Here is a 16,801-nt window from a genome sequence, read left to right on the forward strand (position 1 = left end):
AATGAGTATTATACGTGTTATTTAATAAATGTCAAGTTTAGGTATAAATATAAAAAAAGAAATGCTAATCCTGATTAGCACTTCTCTCTAGTTCCTCCTACATCTAACTTACTAATGCCTGAACACCCTGATAACCAAAATAAAGACCAAACAAAACGAGTGAAGCACCCGAAATGATGGAAATGGTGATTAAACTTCTTACAGTAAGCAGTTTCCTAAAGCCAGTAGTAAGTGCAGCAACAAAGACGTCCCAGATAGTCAAGCCAAGGAAAATCATACAACTATAAATTAAGAGAGATTCTGTTCCATTTGTTTGAGCCGTTTTTGCTAAGACAGATCCGTAGATACCTAACCAAAATAAAACAGATAGCGGGCTGGTAATTGACATAATAAACCCCGTAAAAAAACACTTCATTAACGTGTCTTTGTCCCTTCCATACGTTAGGGTTATGGTATTGGCATTCTTAATACTTTCTATTCCTGAATAAATCAGAATAAATCCCCCAAACAGCCACAGGAATATTTGAATGATAGGAATCCCCAAAAATTGCACCATCCCTAAATAGACGAGTAGCATAAAAAATCCATCTGCAACCATTGAACCCGCACCTACTATCCACGCATGCCAAAACCCATTCTTTATCCCCTTATCTAATCTCGCAGAATTTACTGGACCGATTGGAGCTGCTAGTGTAAAGCCCAAAATGATGTAACTGATTAAGATGCTGATACTCAAAAAAACCACTCCACTCCACCATTATCTGTACATTTTATGTAGGTAATGGTGACACATGTCCAAAAAATTCTAAAAGTATTAAGAATATGATTTCCATTAGGCATTTGGTGAAGTCAACCTAGGGATTTAATCATAATGTAAACATAGTTCATTACCTAACAAGTAATGTAGACAGAGAAAATTACAGACTAATTCTATGTTATCGGAGGTATTTTTATATGAGTAAATCCATATTTGTCCCAAAAGTATACAATTCAGTATTAGATTTTATCGAGACTGAAAAAGCGATAAAAAAAATAAAGGACCATTTTGAAAAAGAGCTTTCTGAGGCTTTGAACTTAACTAGAATATCTGCGCCCCTTCTTTTAAGGGCTGGTCAGGGAATAAATGATGACCTTAATGGGGTAGAAAGAATGGTTTCCTTTGACACATTAGATATCAGTAACTCCACCATTGAAATCGTTCAATCTTTAGCAAAGTGGAAAAGAGTTGCACTCTCCAGATATGGATTCTCTGTTGGTGAAGGAATTTACACAGATATGAATGCTATACGAAGAGATGAAGAGTTGGATAACTTGCATTCCATTTATGTTGATCAGTGGGATTGGGAGAAAGTAATAACAAAAAAACAAAGAAACAATAGAACATTAAAGAATGAAGTACAAAAGATTTATGATTCAATCAAGGCTACTGAAAAATTCTTAAATAAATTATATCCATCACTTATGCCAATCTTACCTGATCAGATTTATTTTATTACTACACAAGAGTTGGAGAACAGGTATCCAGAGTTAACGCCGAAACAGCGTGAGAACAAAATTGCAAAAGAGGTCGGAGCGGTTTTTGTAATGCAAATTGGAGGTTTACTGCTTTCAGGAGAGCAACACGATGGTCGTTCACCGGATTATGATGATTGGTCGCTAAATGGAGATATTCTTTTATGGTATCCTGTATTGGAAAGAGCCGTAGAGATTTCTTCTATGGGAATAAGAGTAGATGAAAATGCATTAATAAAACAATTAAAACTAGCACAGGCTGAACATCGGTTTGTGTTTGATTTTCATCAAGCTGTTCTAAATAGGGAACTTCCTTTAACAATCGGTGGTGGAATTGGTCAGTCTCGTTTGTGCATGTTCCTTCTAAAGAAAGCACATATTGGGGAAGTTCAGGTTTCCGTATGGAATGACCATATTATTGAAGAATGTAAAAAAGGAAATATAAAACTTTTATAATAATTTTTTTAAAAAGAAAGCCGGCCCTCCAGGACGGCTATTTCTTATGATTCACTATTCAAGTATTCCCTTTAATTCGGATACATTTTTCTTTTTCTTTTTGGACTTTTTCCATACCTTATTCATAACCAATGTCACGATACCAATGATGGCGACTAGTAACAGGCTTACAAAAAATCCAAATCGAATACTCTTTTCAAAAATGGTACCAGTGACGGCTGAAAGTAATAATATCAAGCCAATCGTTGATAATACTTTATCCCCCATTTTTATTTCGAGTATCTTCAAAGCAGATAGTATAATAAATGCCCAGTTATACATCTGCAAAATCCCTGCTGCTGTCGTAATGTAACCATAGATCCTTCCTGGAAGAAGTAATGCAGTTATGATTGAGCCCAATAACCCCAATGTAGCCAACCCTAAAGACGGCAAAGGAAGATTTTTTAGTTTTTTAATTTCCTTTCCAAAAAACTTCGGGGCATCCCCGTCTTTTGCTAAGGTTACAAGTAAATTGGTAACGGCAAATAGCGAAGCGGTCATCGTTGAAAAACCTGCAATGATGATTGCTCCATTAAATACTTGTGGGAAAAATGCCAGGTTATATGCAGACATTGCAGTTACAAATGGGCTTTCCTTTTGATTAATGGATTGATACGTAACCATGCTGATTGCCAAAATAATCGAAATGACATAAATAATGGTGAGGACAATCAACATAACCTTTCCTGATTTTGGAGCGTCTTCTTTGTTTTTTAGTTGCATGGATAAAAGTCCAATTGTCTCAATCCCACCATATGCGTAAAATGCATAGATCAGTGATGACCAAAAGGCCCGGTATCCTTCTGGAAAAATTGAATGAATTGTTGTGGGTATTCCCGGTTGGTCGTTTGTTCCGCCATGTATCCAACCAATCAATGCAACACAGGCTAGAATAATAAACATTAGGATTGCTGCAGTTTTTGTTATGGCAAGGATATTTTCAACTTTATTAAATCCTTTACTACCTAATAAAACCACACAAATAGCCAAAACAGCATAACCAGAAGCAAAAATCCATAATGGAACCTTTGGGAACCAAAAGAGGGAAAGAATCGATAATGCTGTTAATTGACTTCCCATAATTAATATTTTGGAACTCCAATAATTCCATCCGCAACTAAATCCCGCCCAGCGTCCGAACGCTTTTCCCGCATAATAACAAAACGAACCTTCTTGAGGATCTGCTGACGTCATCTTGGCGAGAAAGTGAAACACAATATAAGTCCCTAATGCTGCTAATACAAATGAAAAGACCATCGAGGGCCCTGTAATTTTTATTCCTATTCCTGACCCTAGAAAATAACCTGTACCAATCGTACACCCAATCCCAATGAGTGATAACTGCCACCATAATAACTGACCTTTACTCTCCCCTTTTGATTTATCTCCAACACCTGAAGTACAAGTGAAATAATCCATGTTTCACCCTCCTACTACTGTTAGTATCCTTGAATTGTGGGTTAATCATGTAGAATTAAAAATTAACCAAAAAACAACAAACATGAGAATTAAATGATTATGAAAAAAAAACTAATGAGAGGGTTTGAAAATGGAAACCATATTGATGTGCTTGTAAGAAAGGTGGCACTGTTAATGAACAAATTTACGTACACACTAAGGAGGGCAACAATGGGAATTTTAAGTGGCAATCCTAAAGAAGAGCCTTTACACTATGGCGAAGTATTTGATTTATGGTCTTCTGTTTTAGCAGGGAATGCAAAGATTGCTGGATATCAAACCATGTTAAACCATGCTGGTGATGATGATTTAAAGAAGTTATTAGTAGAAGCAACTGAAATTTGCCAGCATGAAAAAAAGCAAGTTGAAGAACTATTAAAAGAAAACGGCATTGGCTTACCGCCTGCAGCACCAGAGCCGCCTGAAGCTTGTTTAGAGGATATTCCAGTAGGTGCTCGAATCCTCGACCCGGCTATAGCTGCTGGTCTTTCTGTAGATATCGCTGCTGGACTTGTAACAGCAAGCCAAATTATCGGTAAATCTATCAGGGAAGACGTAGCTTTGATGTATGCACAATTACATGCTCAAAAGGTGGCACTCGGGGGAAAAGTACTCCGTTTAAACAAGGAAAAAGGATGGCTAATTCCTCCTCCATTACATCTTAATAAACATGGCGATTGTTAATTTGACCACGTAAAAAGGATGGACACAATAGTGTCTCATCCTTTTTTCATTAATTAAATAAATCGCTTATTCCAGGACTATGTTCATTTGGCATTTCTGGCATCATTGGAACTGGGTGACCTTGCGGTGGTGGAACTACCTGTAGTGTACCGTCATTTCGACTAGGTGATTGTCCTTGGAATATTGCTCCAATCAATGTCTCGTCTAATCTAAAATTAAATTGAGCATTATGGAAGCCCATTTCTACATATTTTCGGCATTCTGGATATTTGTTAATGTCGTAATTTGGAACTGGAAATATTTTACCCCAATCTACACCAAGTGTTTCTAATGCTTTTGCAAACGCATTTTGATGCGCATTGTCACGGACAATTAAGAAAGCCAGTGTTTCTCTAAAGGTTTTATTTGAACTCATTTCATAAATACGTGACTTTTGCAGAACGCCAGTGGATTCTAATGTAACGTTGTTTAATAAATCGCTTATCAAGTTGCCATGACTGTAAACATAATTACCATTCCATGGGTTCCCAGCAGCGTCAACTGGAAGAGAAGCTTGGGCACCATGAATAAAATGGTGAGGGTTAGCATGTTTGATTGCTTCTTCTAAAGGAGCACCTGTACTTCCTTCAGCACCAACTGCATCCTCTCCAGAACCATTTAATAGTTGATTGATGGTCGTTTGTACCAATTCTACATGAGCAATCTCCTCAAGGAAGACTCCCCTGAGCAGATCTCGATATTGCTTCTGATTACCGCGGAAGTTAGAGCTTTGAAAGAAGTACTGCATCATGGTTCGCATCTCGCCAAATCTTCCACCCAATGTTTCTTGAAGCACCTTAGCCGCTGCTGGATCAGGTTTGTCAGGAACAATAATATTGATTAAATCTTCTCTATAGAAATACAATCTATTACCTCCTAAATATTGAATAATTGCTCAGTTATTTTCCCCTTATCAACCACACTTATTCGAAAAAACTACTCGAAAAAACTTGCTCTTCAATTATCTTTCAGGGTGGATACCTGAAAGTTTTCAGCATTTCACCCTGCTAACCGAATCATTCGTTTTCATTAGTGTCCTCCTGATAATGTTCATTTAAATAAGGATTTTCAGTCGTAGCAAAATTGACTGACAGCAAGCTCATTTCTGGGTCAAGTCCATAAAGTCCTTTTAAATCCTTATCTACATTACGGCCACTTTGAAATTGAGGTTCTCCCTTTTTTTCTTTCATTCCTATCACCCTTTCTTATTCGTCTTTCTTCCGTTAATAGTAATCTGAAAAGTATGGTGTCTGCCTCTCAATAATCTTCTCTAATATTTCTACATCTTTGGCCATCCCCTTTAGTCGGGAAATTGCCGCTAAGTAAGTTGGTCTTTTATAACTTAGCAACATTGTCGTAAGAGTCTGTATATCTAGTGAGATTGTTGGCACGTCTTTACTTTGAATTAGTTCTCCTTGACCATCCGCTGTGACTTTTAATGTGAATGTCCCTTGATTCCACTCGAGCATTGGATCCTCAAGCATAAATGTCAACTTTATATCTGAACCTGTTGCTTTAAAAGGATATTGAGTAATAAATTGCTGGGCACAAACAATACGCGCCATAAAATAGGGGGAAATTGTTTCATTAATATCTCCATCTTCCAGCCAAAACGCTAATGGTTCATTCATAAAAATATTTCCTACTACCTTTGACACCATTGAAAAATGGGCACCAATAAAATTCCATAGTCCAATCCGTGCTTCTTGGTTCATATAAACCATTTCTTTAATATGAAGCACGTCCTCCGATATCCAGTACAATAGATACCCTTGAGGCTTGTGTGAACGATCATAATAAACGGCAGCCGTTAATTCATCTACATCCCATCTCCAGTATTCTTCCCATGCCAAGTCATTACGCAGCATTGCAACATGCATTTTACTAGAAAAGAGTTTGTACACAATCCTTACGTCTGGGTGTTCAATATTCAATCTTTCCACATAGCCTGGAACTTTTTTTATCTTTGGCAATTGAACATCTTTCACTTCAAACGTCATCTTATCAGAAATAATCTCCCATCCTCGCCGCCGGTAATAGGGAATTGAATAGGGAAATAAATAGGATATAGATTGTTTTCGCTGCCGCATATCAGCAAGTGCTTGCCTCAACAACTTATACATAAGTCCCATATTTGCGTATTCTGGATAGGTGCCAACGCCTGTCAGCCCCCCCATTTCAAATGATTTGCCAAAAATATTTACCTGAAAAGGGTAAACCGCAAGTTGTGAAACGAGTTTTTCACCATCAAACCAGCCTAGTACATCAGCCTGATCCAATACAGGCTTTTTGGCTAAAGCAATTTCACGCTCTTCCCAGCCCACCATTTGTAAATCTTTCTTGGTTACTTGAAACACATATCGTAATAACTCATTAAACTGTTGAAAATGTTTTGTTTCCACTTTCCCCATTGTGAGTCTGTCTAGTCGACTCATTCCGAATACCTCCACAAATTCACTTTATCCATCTATATAGTAGTGTTTGCCTTACTATGGAGAAGAATTCCCAAAAAAAGAAGCTGCTCATCATTGTGAGCAACTTTGTTTTAAAATATTTAGATTGAATAGTCATCTGGTATTTTTCCTTTTTCGTTTTCAAAGAATAGATGAAAGATTTGCTCGCGAATTTTTAAGAAATCATAACTATTTCGATCGCGCGGTCTCGGTAAATAAACCGGTATTGTCTTTTGAATGCGCCCTGGTTTTTTCGACATTACGATTACTCTGTCACCTAATAAAACCGCTTCATCTATATCATGCGTGACCAGTATCATTGTAATCGTAGATTGTTCTCTAATTCTCAGAATTTCATGCTGCATTTGAATTCTTGTCAACGCATCGAGAGCACCAAAAGGTTCATCAAATAAAATGATATCCGGTTTTTTCACTAATGTTCGAGCGATGGCTACCCGCTGGGACATACCTCCTGAAAGTTCTCCGGGTTTTGCTTTTTCAAATCCTTTTAAACCAACTAATTCAATATGCTCTTCTATTAGCCTTTTTCTCAGTTTAGCGGGTAAATGTTCCAAGCCAAAACCTATATTTTGCTCAACATTCATCCATGGAAAAAGTCGATGGTCCTGAAAAACCATCCCTCTGTCGGCACCAATCCCATTTATGAGTTGATCATTAATGGAAATGGAGCCATCAAAAGAACTGTCAAGTCCAGCAATTAACCGTAATAAAGTACTTTTCCCACATCCACTCGAGCCAACAATCGTTAGAAATTCACCTTCCTGAACTTCTAAATCGACATTATTAAGTACATCTAGTTTACTTCCCCTTTGATTAAATGTTTTAGACAAATTCGTGATTTTTATTTTCGGTTTATATGTTTCATATTGAACTCTTGCTTGGGTGAGCATCTACGTAAAACCTCCTATGATTTAATCCCCGGCTGCCAGGAAAGGACACGCTTTTGGATCAAGGTTATTAATGCATCCATTGATACTCCAATCAGTCCAATCATCGCCATTCCAATAACCATGACATCCGGCTGTGAAAGTTCTCGGCCTTGCGTTATTCTAAACCCCAATCCCGATTCAGAGGCAATTAACTCTGCTGCTACAACAGCCATCCAGGCAGTACCAAGTCCTAATCTTAGACCAACAAATATTGAAGGCAGTGCCGCGGGTAAAATCACCTGAAATAACACTTTCCTCTTACTTACTCCCATCAGTTTAGATACCTCTAAATATCCTTTAGGCACCCCTTCTATTCCTTGAATGGTGTTTAGAAGAATGGGGAAAAATGCGCCCTTAAATATAATGATGACTTTAGAAGCCTCACCAATTCCAAACCAAAGGATAATGATTGGTATCCATGCCAATGGCGGAATTACCCTTATCGCATTAAATACACCTGCAAAAAATTTATCCACACGGGTAAACAACCCCATAACGATGCCTAAAGCTAGCCCGGTGAAAACTGCCAAGGAAAAACCTTGCAGCATTCTACTAACACTAATCCAAGTATCATCTAAAAGAGTACCATCGCCCCAAAATTGAAAAAACGTATTAATTACTACTAAAGGTGATGGAATTAAATAGGCTGCAATAACCTCTTTTTCAGTTAAATATAGCCAGACTAAAACAATCAATATAGGAAGAAAAATTGGTAAAATATATCTTACTACTATCTTGCTCACATTAACACCTCTGATCTATTAGCTATCGATGGCTATTATTCTCGTAAAATCCAATCCTCTAATTCAAAGTCTTTTTTGATTAATTTTTGTTCTACCAAAAATTGTTTCGTTCCTTCTAATAATTGAATTCCCTCGTCAGGAAAACTCTCTTCCCGAATGTTATCCAAAGGAATACTTTCCTTTACAACATCCAAATCCTGCTGTGTTACATCAGCAGCATATTGGAAATATTCTTCCCCGTGTTCCTTTAAATCTATTACTGTTTTTTTACGTATTGCATTCCAAACGGATACGAATTTTGGATTCTCACCCAGGTATTTTTCAGTCGCCACAATGACAGAAGTCCCTGTTAATTCTGGAGTTGTTTTGCTCGCCTGTAATACGAGTGGAAAACCTAGTTTCACATGTTTTGGACCCATATAAGTCGGAAATGCATAGGCTTGTATGTCGCCACGTTCTAGTGAAGCAAGTGCTTCTGGCGGGAAGAGAGAAACAAATTTGACCTCATCTAGTAAACCCTCTTCCTTTAGTAACCCTTGAATATAGCGAAACATATAGGAACCATTCGATGTAGCTACTGTTTTCCCTTTCAAATCTTCCAGTTTAGAGATGCCATTTTTCTTATTGGTTACAAGCCAAATATCCTGATATATATTCGCTAAGCCAATTAACCTTGTTTTTTGGCCTGCGCCTCTAGCCAATAACGCTGGGGTATCACCAAAAATCCCTAGATCTATTTCTCCAGATGCCATGGCTTCATTTAGATTAGGTCCATTGGGAAAAGAATAATATTCAATTTTGGTAATACCGATTTTTTTCAACTCCTCTTGTAAAAATCCGTTTTCAATTGCCCATCCTTCAGCACCAGTAACTGCTGGTTTTCCTTCACTCGTTGATCCCGTAGCGTTAATATAACCAAGCCGAAGTGTTTTCCCCCCCTCTTTTGTGTTTGACCCTGTGCTACTTTCTTTTCTTGCCTCAGTGTTTGTGGAAACACCATTTGAATTGCATGCAGTTAAAAGCAGGGAAAATAGTAGTACAACCAAAACCAAGTATTTTGTTTCAAGCATCTTCTTCAATTTTCTTCACACTCCAATTATCTTAAGTAAAATTTATATGCTAGGTCTTGTTTGGCAGTGGATTTTTGCCCTTTCTCCCAGCCTATACTAAAACGATAACTTCCTAGTAGACTTGTTTCCTTAATTCCTTGCTCCGTTATACTCATTATCTCATCAGCGTTTGGTGCCACATAAAGAGCCTTAACAGGACAATAAAGTTCACACATATAGCAGGTCTGGCAATCCTCCTGTCGAGCAATTTTAGGTGCACTTCCCTCTCTTCTTTCAAAAACGTTCGTCGGACATACTTTTACACATAAATTACATTCCACACACTGGTCTTCTAGTAAAATCTCAATCAAGTTTTTTCCTCCCTACGTGTTTTGATATAAGGTAGTCGGTTTTACTTTTATCTCATCTAATCCACTGGTAATGAGTCGATAATGTTGATTTTCATCCAGCACAGGATAATCTAGTCTTTTGTGCATCCCACGTGTTTCTCTTCGCTCCAGTGCCGTTGTGTACATCCATCTAGATGTCGCTAACATCGCGACTGATTCTCGAACCCTCAAAAGATTCCCCTGATTTTCCTGCAAACTCGTCTTTGACTCATTCCACAAAGAGTTAAGTCTTAATAAGGAAGGAGTTAATATTTCTTCTGTTCTGAATAGGTTTTTCTCAAATGGTGTTACTTCTGCTTGAACCCTCTTGGTCACTTCTGCTGCATCGAGAAAATCTTTACCAATAGAGTGTTCATTAATCCCAATTACATGTCTTCTAGTTAGCGCTCTATCTCTCTTATCTCGGTTGAAACTAGAGGCATACTTTGCAGCTGCTTCTCCTGACCAGTAACCAGATGAAATCGCCCAAGCAGCATTATAACTTCCTCCTCCCGTAAAACCACCGCATATCATTTCCCGAGTTGCTGCGTCACCTGCTGCAAAAAGACCTGGCACCGATGTGGCACATGTCTCATCGACAATACGAATCCCTCCCGTTCCACGTACCGTCCCTTCAAGCCGCAATGTCACTTCAAATCGATCCTCGAATGGATTAATCCCCATTCGATCAAATTGTACAAAGAAGTTTGGTTGCGCAATCCGCATCCATTTTTGTAAATCAAGATCATCCTTTACCTTAACTAACTGTGCAAACACTTTTTGACCTTCTTGCAATTTTTTTGCAATAACAGAACGGCCTCTTTGGGAGCCTGCGCCTTCAATAATCGAACCATCTTCATAGGTGAAGGAAGCCCAATTATAGAAAGCAGTTTTTGTAATGGATGAGAATTTTGGCGTAATGGCATATGCATTTGAAAACTCCATTCCTGAAAAATCAGCTCCAGCTTCAGAAGCAAGCAAGTATCCATCTCCCGTTAAGACATTGCATCCTAATGCCTTGCTTAGGAATGCGCATCCGCCAGAAGCAATCACAATGGAACTCGCCTGGACAGACCATGTTTGAGATGTTTGTTCGTTAATTCCAGCTGCGCCTGCAACGCCATGACTATCGTATAAAAGCTCTAGTGCAGGACTATGGTCGAGAATCGTAATCTTTGCTTTATTCAATTTCCTCCGCATTAATCTCATGTATTCAGGTCCTTGCAGACTTCTTTTATGTGCTACTCCATTTTCATCTACTGGAAATGGATAACCCCACTTTTCTAATTGGTTCATATTTTCATAGGTACGATCAAGCACGCGCTTCATCCATTTTCGTTCTGATAAGTACCCGCCTAAAGCTTCACGGCTATTCATTGCCTCTTCTCTTTTTTCTTTATCAGGCTGTATGTACCAAACACCACTGCCTGAAGGAGCCGTCGCTCCACTTGTTCCACAATAACCTTTATCAACTAAAATAACCGAAGCACCATTTTGAGTTGCTGTAATTGCAGCCCATGCACCTGAAGGTCCCCCGCCTATAACAAGAACATCAGCTTTAAGACTCACATCATACAATTGATTTGCCAATTTATAAGATTGTGTTAACTCAATTGCCATTTTCCAACATCTCCTAACTATTTTTTGTTTTTGCTAACTTAATTTAAAGTTTCTATAAAACCAGCTCCTTGAATGAAACAAAAAAGAGACCTCCAAAAAAGGAAGTCTCCAGTCGTCTGGTCAACTTAAGTTAGTAATTTTTTTTACCCAATGTATTGATTCTATCTCGCTATGCGGATGTTGATCCCCAATAAAATTTCTGAATTCATTTTCTAAGTCTGTTAAAGATAGTTCAAAAAGATGCTGTTCATCTTTTTTATAAACACCAAAGGCAATGAGTTTGTTGATTAATTCCCAACGTCGATTTTCCACAGCTTGGCGAAGAATCTTTCCCATTTTCAACTCTCCTTTATGATTAGCATAAAAAAGGAATAAAAAAAGCTCCTCTCTTTTGCATATTAAGCAAAATTTAGAGGAGCCATTGGTTGACCAATAGGCTTACTATTAAACTATTCCTTTTCTTACATTACCAACTTGTTTACTTGGAATTAAAACTATAGTCTAAAATATACTTTGGAACCCAATTCTTGTCAATAACTATTTTAAATTTTTTGACTTTATTATAATTCCAACTTGACACATCGGAATTATAGGTATATCGTAAAGATACTTAATTAATAATAATTCGCCGATTTGACAGCAAAAGGCACCTCTCAATAATCAGGAGGTGTTTTTTTTAATACTAACTTCTATTAATGATATAGGAAGGAGTTTTACTAATGATTGAACAACACAATGTGTTACCAGGCGCCGGATCTTTTTTCTTGAAAGGAAATGAAATTGGGATTTTAATTTCGCACGGTTTTGTTGGAACGCCACAGAGTGTCAGTTTCCTAGGTGAATACCTTGCATCTGAAGGTTTCACAGTTTATGGAGTTAGATTAAGTGGTCATGGTACACATTATGAGGATATGGAAAAGTGCAATTATCAGGATTGGATAAAAAGTATAGAAGATGGGTTCAATTTTTTACAACAACATTGCCGTGATATCTTTGTAATTGGACAGTCGATGGGAGGTACTTTAACACTAAATATTTCCCAAAAGTATAAGAATATTAAAGGAATCATGTTAATAAATGCAGCAATCAACTCCATTCCTCCGATGGAAAGGTATAAAAACAAACACATTCCCCGTTTTATACATGAAGGAGAACCAGATATAAAAGCAAAAAATGTTCACGAAATTACGTATTCAAAAGTACCAGTACGGTCCATTCATCAGTTATTTGCTTTAATGGCAGAAACGAGGGATAGGCTTTCCTTAGTTGCTTGCCCCGTCCTTGCATTTCGTTCAGAAGAAGACCACGTCGTTCCGCCTGAAAACACTAATTTTATTTTGGCATCCATTCAATCAGAAATAAAAGAAGTGGTTCCGTTGTATAATTCTTATCATGTTGCTAGTATGGACAATGAAAAAGAGTTCATAGCAGAACAATGCAGTGTATTTATTAATAAACTTGTGAGGAATGTTTATAAAACCACAAGAATAACACAACCTCGCCATCACTAGTTGGCGAGGTTTACTTTTTATTTTTTTATTAAGTTTGGCGGTATTTCCCCTTGTAATCCTGTTACTAGATTTGTTACTGCTGTCATGGCCATTTTGAATCGAGTTTCATAGGTGGCCGAGCCAATATGGGGCAGCGTAACCACATTATTCATGGAAAGCAACGGGTTATCCTTTTCCACTGGCTCTTGAACAAAAACATCTAGTCCTGCACCATATATTTGGCCTTTTTGAAGCGCTTGAATCAAAGCATCTTCATCCACAGTTTTCCCTCTTGAAGCATTAATAAAAATCGCTGACTCTTTCATAAGCTCGAATTCTCTTCTCCCAATTAAATTTACGGTTTCTGGAGTCAACGGTGTCATTAAACATATAAAATCAGACTTCTGTAACAATTCCTCCATTGAACAATATGTAGCCCCATATTTTTCTTCCACACCTTCGTTCCGGGAACGGTTATGATATAAAATCTCCATATCAAATCCAAAATGTGCCCTTTTAGCCACAGCGGTTCCAATGCCACCCATTCCAATAATCCCCAACACTTTATGATGGACATCGACCCCAAACCACTTTTCTTCAAGACCTGATTCCCACTGACCCTTTTTAACCCATTGGTCTAATACTGGGATTCTTCTAGCAGTAGAAAGAATTAATCCCAGAATGGTATCCGCTACCGTATCATTTAGAACATCTGGGGTATTAGTGGCCATAATCCCCCTCTCTGTTAAAGCGTTCAAATCAAGATTGTCATAACCGACAGCTATATTGCAGACTATTTTCAAATTTGGTGCTTGTTCCAATATCTCTTTATCTATTTTTAGTCCCGAACCTAATAGACCTTTGGCATCCTTCAATTCTTTAAGAAATACAGGGAAGCTTTCTGAATCAAGTTTCTCAAAATAAATAACCTCACAGATGTCTGCTATAAAATCCAATACTTTCTTATCTACCTTTTTATAAACAATTATTTTTGGCTTCATTGTAAAACCCCCTATTCGCTAAACTATCAACACTCATTATATAGTAATAAAACCTTCGGATAAACAAATACTGAAATATATTCACCCTTTTAACACTGATTTTAAGCGAGTACTTGTATAGTTATGCAGAAAATTTGTATGTTACATAATACCGTGTTATAATAATATTATGTAACATGGATTAAGGAGAATTTATATGGAGTATGTTGAAGCTCTAAGGGATATCAAGCAGATAAATTCAATGAAAAAATATTTAAAAAAGCATTCCGAGCGTGATTATCTTCTTTTTGTTTTTGGAATTAACACGGGATTGAAAATTACAGAAATGCTGGATATCAAGGTTGGCGATGTATTAGAAAAAGAAGACTGTGTAAAGAATTTTTATTCCTTTTCACATCATGAAACAATGAAGGAAATATATCTGAATTCTAAAGTAAAGCAGTCTATTCTCCACTATGTCCAAAAGGAACAATTAAACGTTGAAAATTATTTGTTCAAGTCTGCCAAAACCGGCAAACCTATTACTCGCCAGCAAGCCTATCGAATTATACACCAGGCAGCAGAAGCCATAGGAATCGAAGGTAAAATTGGGACGAATTCCCTTCGCAAGACCTTTGGATTTCATGCTTATAAACGTGGAATCGCCATATCCATTCTGCAAAAGCATTTCAACCATTCAACCCCTTCAGAGACGCTAAAATACCTTGGAATTTCCAAAGAAGAAAAAATCAAAACTGAAATTGATGTCAACTTATAGGAAGATACACCCTTATCCATGTACAAATTAATTGAGGAGGATGTAAACATGAATATTCGCGAAATTGAGCTCCCAGGCATTGGGAAGAAATTTGAGACCATCACAAATAACAAGGATAAGCTAGTTATTATCATTCACGATGATGGAAGAAGAGACATTTATCATTTTGATCCGGAGGATTACGAGGAAGCAATCGCTAGCACTACCTTCAATGATCAGGAAGCAAGACAGATTGCAGCTATTATTGGCGGAATGACATACTCTCCTAAGGCGTTAGAAACGATTGAAATGGCATTTGATGATTTAGTGATTGAATGGTTTAATGTCGAAACTAATGCAGCAGCTGTAAATCAAACCATCGGTCAACTTAATATCCGTCAATCCTATGAAGTAAATATTATAGCGATTATTAAACGACAGAATCATAAAAAGATTCATACTCCTGGTCCTGAAACTCTTTTAGAAGAAGGAGATACAGTGATCGTGTCTGGGGAGCGTAATCAAGTAAAAAGGATCGTTAAAGAAGTACTCTCAAGAAGGGACGGGTGATACTTGTGACAAATCATTTAGTTTTTGAAGTCGGTACAGCATTAGTATTAGTTGCTCTTACAGCCGTATTAGCAGGAAAGTTGAAATTCTCCATCATCCCGTTTCTTATCCTCTTAGGGATGGCTGTTGGTCCGCATGCTCCTCAAATCGGTATTATTGATCTTACCTTCATTGAAAGCTCAGAGATTATTGAGTTTTTCGGTCGAATTGGCGTTCTGTTTTTACTTTTTTATTTAGGTCTTGAATTCTCAGTGGGAAAATTAGTTCGGTCGGGACGTTCCATTGTGGTAGGCGGTTCCATTTATGTTGCACTCAATTTTGCTTTAGGTATTGCTTACGGCTTCGCTACTGGCTTTCCTATTATGGAAACCTTAATTATTGCAGGTCTCCTAAGTGTTTCCTCCAGTGCCATTGTCGCAAAAGTTCTCGTCGATTTAAAAAGAACGGCCAATTCTGAAACAGAATTAATCTTAGGGATTATTTTATTCGACGATATATTCCTTGCTTTATTCCTATCGGTTATGTCCGGTCTATTATTAGGCGGTTCGACCACTGTTGGAGGAACAATCATATCCGTCCTAATTTCACTTGGATATATGATTCTCTTTTTTGTTATTGCCCGAAAAGGAGCACCTATTCTTAATAAACTATTAAACATTAAATCTAATGAAATATTTATCCTCGTTATCTTCGCATCACTCTTTTTTATCGCGGGGTTTTCAGAAAAACTACACGTTGCCGAAGCTATTGGTGCCTTACTTCTAGGTTTGGTTTTCTCGGAAACGGAACATCGCGAGCGAATTGAACATTTGGTCATCCCATTTAGAGATTTCTTTGGAGCAATCTTTTTCTTTAGCTTCGGATTAAGCATTGATCCCTTCAGCTTAGGTGGAGCCGTTTGGCTTGCTATTGGTGCCGTTATTCTTACAATTATTAGTAACTTTGTAGCTGGAATGATTTCCGGGAGAAAAGCTGGTTTATCCTATAAAGCTTCCTCAAATATCGGATTGACAATCGTTTCTAGAGGTGAATTTTCGATCATTGTTGCTAACTTAGGTCTTGCCGGAGGCTTATTACCTATCCTAAAGCCATTTACTGCTGTCTATGTTTTAATATTGGCTATTATTGGGCCACTATTAACCAAAGAATCAAAAAATATATATAAATTTTTAAACAGTATTTTCAAATGGGAACAAAGCAAAACACCTAAAAAGAAAATTAGAATTCCAAAACAAGAAAATGAAAATACCCCTGGTCTTTAGTAACGTAAGATGAGCAAGGGAGGCTCTTAAAATGAGCATTGGGTTAACAATCATTTTGTTAACATATATTTTATTATTGGTTATGTCCTATCAAATGATCATCTTTGTCAATGAAAAAGATGAAAAGCGGAGTTGTATAATTATTAACAAATCCTATCAATATGCGTATTCCATCCTCCTTTTTGGATTTCTTGTGGTATATGCATTAGTTGTACTTCCCCATATTCATTTGGATTCTCAAACCATTGGTTATCTGGTTCTTCTTAGTAAGTTTCTTTCGGTCGTTACACTCGCTGGGAGCATTTTTCTCCTAAGCAAAAAGTTCAAATAACTCAATTCTTATCCTGAAT

The 16,801-nt window shown here is 37.4% G+C and carries 19 protein-coding genes; 7 read left to right on the forward strand and 12 right to left on the reverse strand.

The annotated features are described in order from the left end of the window. Positions 1–103: 103 nt before the first annotated feature. Positions 104–736: a LysE family transporter gene (locus QUG14_RS07030; protein WP_289339806.1), complete on the reverse strand. Its 633-nt coding sequence runs from the start codon at positions 734–736 to the stop codon at positions 104–106. Positions 737–954: 218 nt separating this feature from the next. On the opposite strand from QUG14_RS07030, the gene asnA reads away from it, so the two are divergent. After that, positions 955–1,968, forward strand: a complete 1,014-nt coding sequence (gene asnA / locus QUG14_RS07035; protein ID WP_289339807.1) for an aspartate--ammonia ligase — start codon at positions 955–957, stop codon at positions 1,966–1,968. A 54-nt stretch (positions 1,969–2,022) separates the two neighbouring features. Here asnA and QUG14_RS07040 read toward each other — a convergent pair whose 3' ends face one another. Then, on the reverse strand, positions 2,023–3,426 hold the full coding sequence (locus QUG14_RS07040; protein WP_289339808.1) for an amino acid permease: 1,404 nt from the start codon (positions 3,424–3,426) through the stop codon (positions 2,023–2,025). Positions 3,427–3,636: 210 nt separating this feature from the next. On the opposite strand from QUG14_RS07040, the gene QUG14_RS07045 reads away from it, so the two are divergent. After that, complete coding sequence (locus QUG14_RS07045; protein WP_289339809.1) at positions 3,637–4,149, forward strand: DUF3231 family protein; 513 nt, start codon at positions 3,637–3,639, stop codon at positions 4,147–4,149. 49 nt (positions 4,150–4,198) lie between these two features. Here the strand turns inward: QUG14_RS07045 and QUG14_RS07050 are convergent, their stop codons facing one another. The 9 genes from QUG14_RS07050 to QUG14_RS07090 form a co-directional block, all read right to left on the reverse strand. Then, a complete protein-coding gene (locus QUG14_RS07050; protein WP_289339810.1) occupies positions 4,199–5,053 on the reverse strand; it encodes a manganese catalase family protein in 855 nt (284 codons plus the stop codon). A gap of 151 nt (positions 5,054–5,204) precedes the next feature. Further along, positions 5,205–5,378 (reverse strand): hypothetical protein, encoded by a 174-nt coding sequence (locus QUG14_RS07055; protein ID WP_289339811.1) that lies wholly within the window; start codon positions 5,376–5,378, stop codon positions 5,205–5,207. Between the two features lie 33 nt (positions 5,379–5,411). Continuing rightward, positions 5,412–6,623: a GNAT family N-acetyltransferase gene (locus tag QUG14_RS07060; RefSeq protein WP_289339812.1), complete on the reverse strand. Its 1,212-nt coding sequence runs from the start codon at positions 6,621–6,623 to the stop codon at positions 5,412–5,414. A 119-nt stretch (positions 6,624–6,742) separates the two neighbouring features. Then, entirely contained in the window at positions 6,743–7,552 is an 810-nt protein-coding gene (locus QUG14_RS07065; protein ID WP_289339813.1) for an ABC transporter ATP-binding protein, read from the reverse strand. Between the two features lie 14 nt (positions 7,553–7,566). Then, entirely contained in the window at positions 7,567–8,334 is a 768-nt protein-coding gene (locus QUG14_RS07070; protein WP_289339814.1) for an ABC transporter permease, read from the reverse strand. Between the two features lie 35 nt (positions 8,335–8,369). After that, a complete protein-coding gene (locus QUG14_RS07075; RefSeq protein ID WP_289344087.1) occupies positions 8,370–9,404 on the reverse strand; it encodes an ABC transporter substrate-binding protein in 1,035 nt (344 codons plus the stop codon). A gap of 26 nt (positions 9,405–9,430) precedes the next feature. Beyond that, positions 9,431–9,754, reverse strand: coding sequence for a 4Fe-4S binding protein (locus QUG14_RS07080; protein WP_289339815.1), 324 nt, complete (start codon positions 9,752–9,754; stop codon positions 9,431–9,433). Positions 9,755–9,766: 12 nt separating this feature from the next. Then, positions 9,767–11,392 (reverse strand): FAD-dependent oxidoreductase, encoded by a 1,626-nt coding sequence (locus QUG14_RS07085; protein ID WP_289339816.1) that lies wholly within the window; start codon positions 11,390–11,392, stop codon positions 9,767–9,769. A gap of 120 nt (positions 11,393–11,512) precedes the next feature. Then, positions 11,513–11,728, reverse strand: a complete 216-nt coding sequence (locus QUG14_RS07090; RefSeq protein ID WP_289339817.1) for a Fur-regulated basic protein FbpA — start codon at positions 11,726–11,728, stop codon at positions 11,513–11,515. A 383-nt stretch (positions 11,729–12,111) separates the two neighbouring features. Between QUG14_RS07090 and QUG14_RS07095 the strand changes: the two genes are divergently transcribed. Beyond that, positions 12,112–12,903: an alpha/beta hydrolase gene (locus QUG14_RS07095; protein WP_289339818.1), complete on the forward strand. Its 792-nt coding sequence runs from the start codon at positions 12,112–12,114 to the stop codon at positions 12,901–12,903. A 17-nt stretch (positions 12,904–12,920) separates the two neighbouring features. Here QUG14_RS07095 and QUG14_RS07100 read toward each other — a convergent pair whose 3' ends face one another. Further along, entirely contained in the window at positions 12,921–13,883 is a 963-nt protein-coding gene (locus QUG14_RS07100) for a 2-hydroxyacid dehydrogenase (RefSeq protein WP_289339819.1), read from the reverse strand. A 196-nt stretch (positions 13,884–14,079) separates the two neighbouring features. Between QUG14_RS07100 and QUG14_RS07105 the strand changes: the two genes are divergently transcribed. From QUG14_RS07105 to QUG14_RS07120, 4 genes are read left to right on the forward strand one after another with little or no spacing between them, the layout of a single operon-like run. Continuing rightward, positions 14,080–14,640, forward strand: coding sequence for a tyrosine-type recombinase/integrase (locus QUG14_RS07105; RefSeq protein ID WP_289339820.1), 561 nt, complete (start codon positions 14,080–14,082; stop codon positions 14,638–14,640). Between the two features lie 48 nt (positions 14,641–14,688). Further along, positions 14,689–15,189, forward strand: coding sequence for a cation:proton antiporter regulatory subunit (locus tag QUG14_RS07110; protein ID WP_289339821.1), 501 nt, complete (start codon positions 14,689–14,691; stop codon positions 15,187–15,189). Positions 15,190–15,194: 5 nt separating this feature from the next. Then, entirely contained in the window at positions 15,195–16,451 is a 1,257-nt protein-coding gene (locus tag QUG14_RS07115; protein WP_289339822.1) for a cation:proton antiporter, read from the forward strand. 31 nt (positions 16,452–16,482) lie between these two features. Continuing rightward, positions 16,483–16,782 (forward strand): hypothetical protein, encoded by a 300-nt coding sequence (locus tag QUG14_RS07120; protein WP_289339823.1) that lies wholly within the window; start codon positions 16,483–16,485, stop codon positions 16,780–16,782. The last annotated feature ends 19 nt before the right edge of the window (positions 16,783–16,801 follow it).

It is taken from the genome of Neobacillus sp. CF12, assembly GCF_030348765.1.
Classification (GTDB): Bacteria; Bacillota; Bacilli; order Bacillales; family Cytobacillaceae; genus Neobacillus.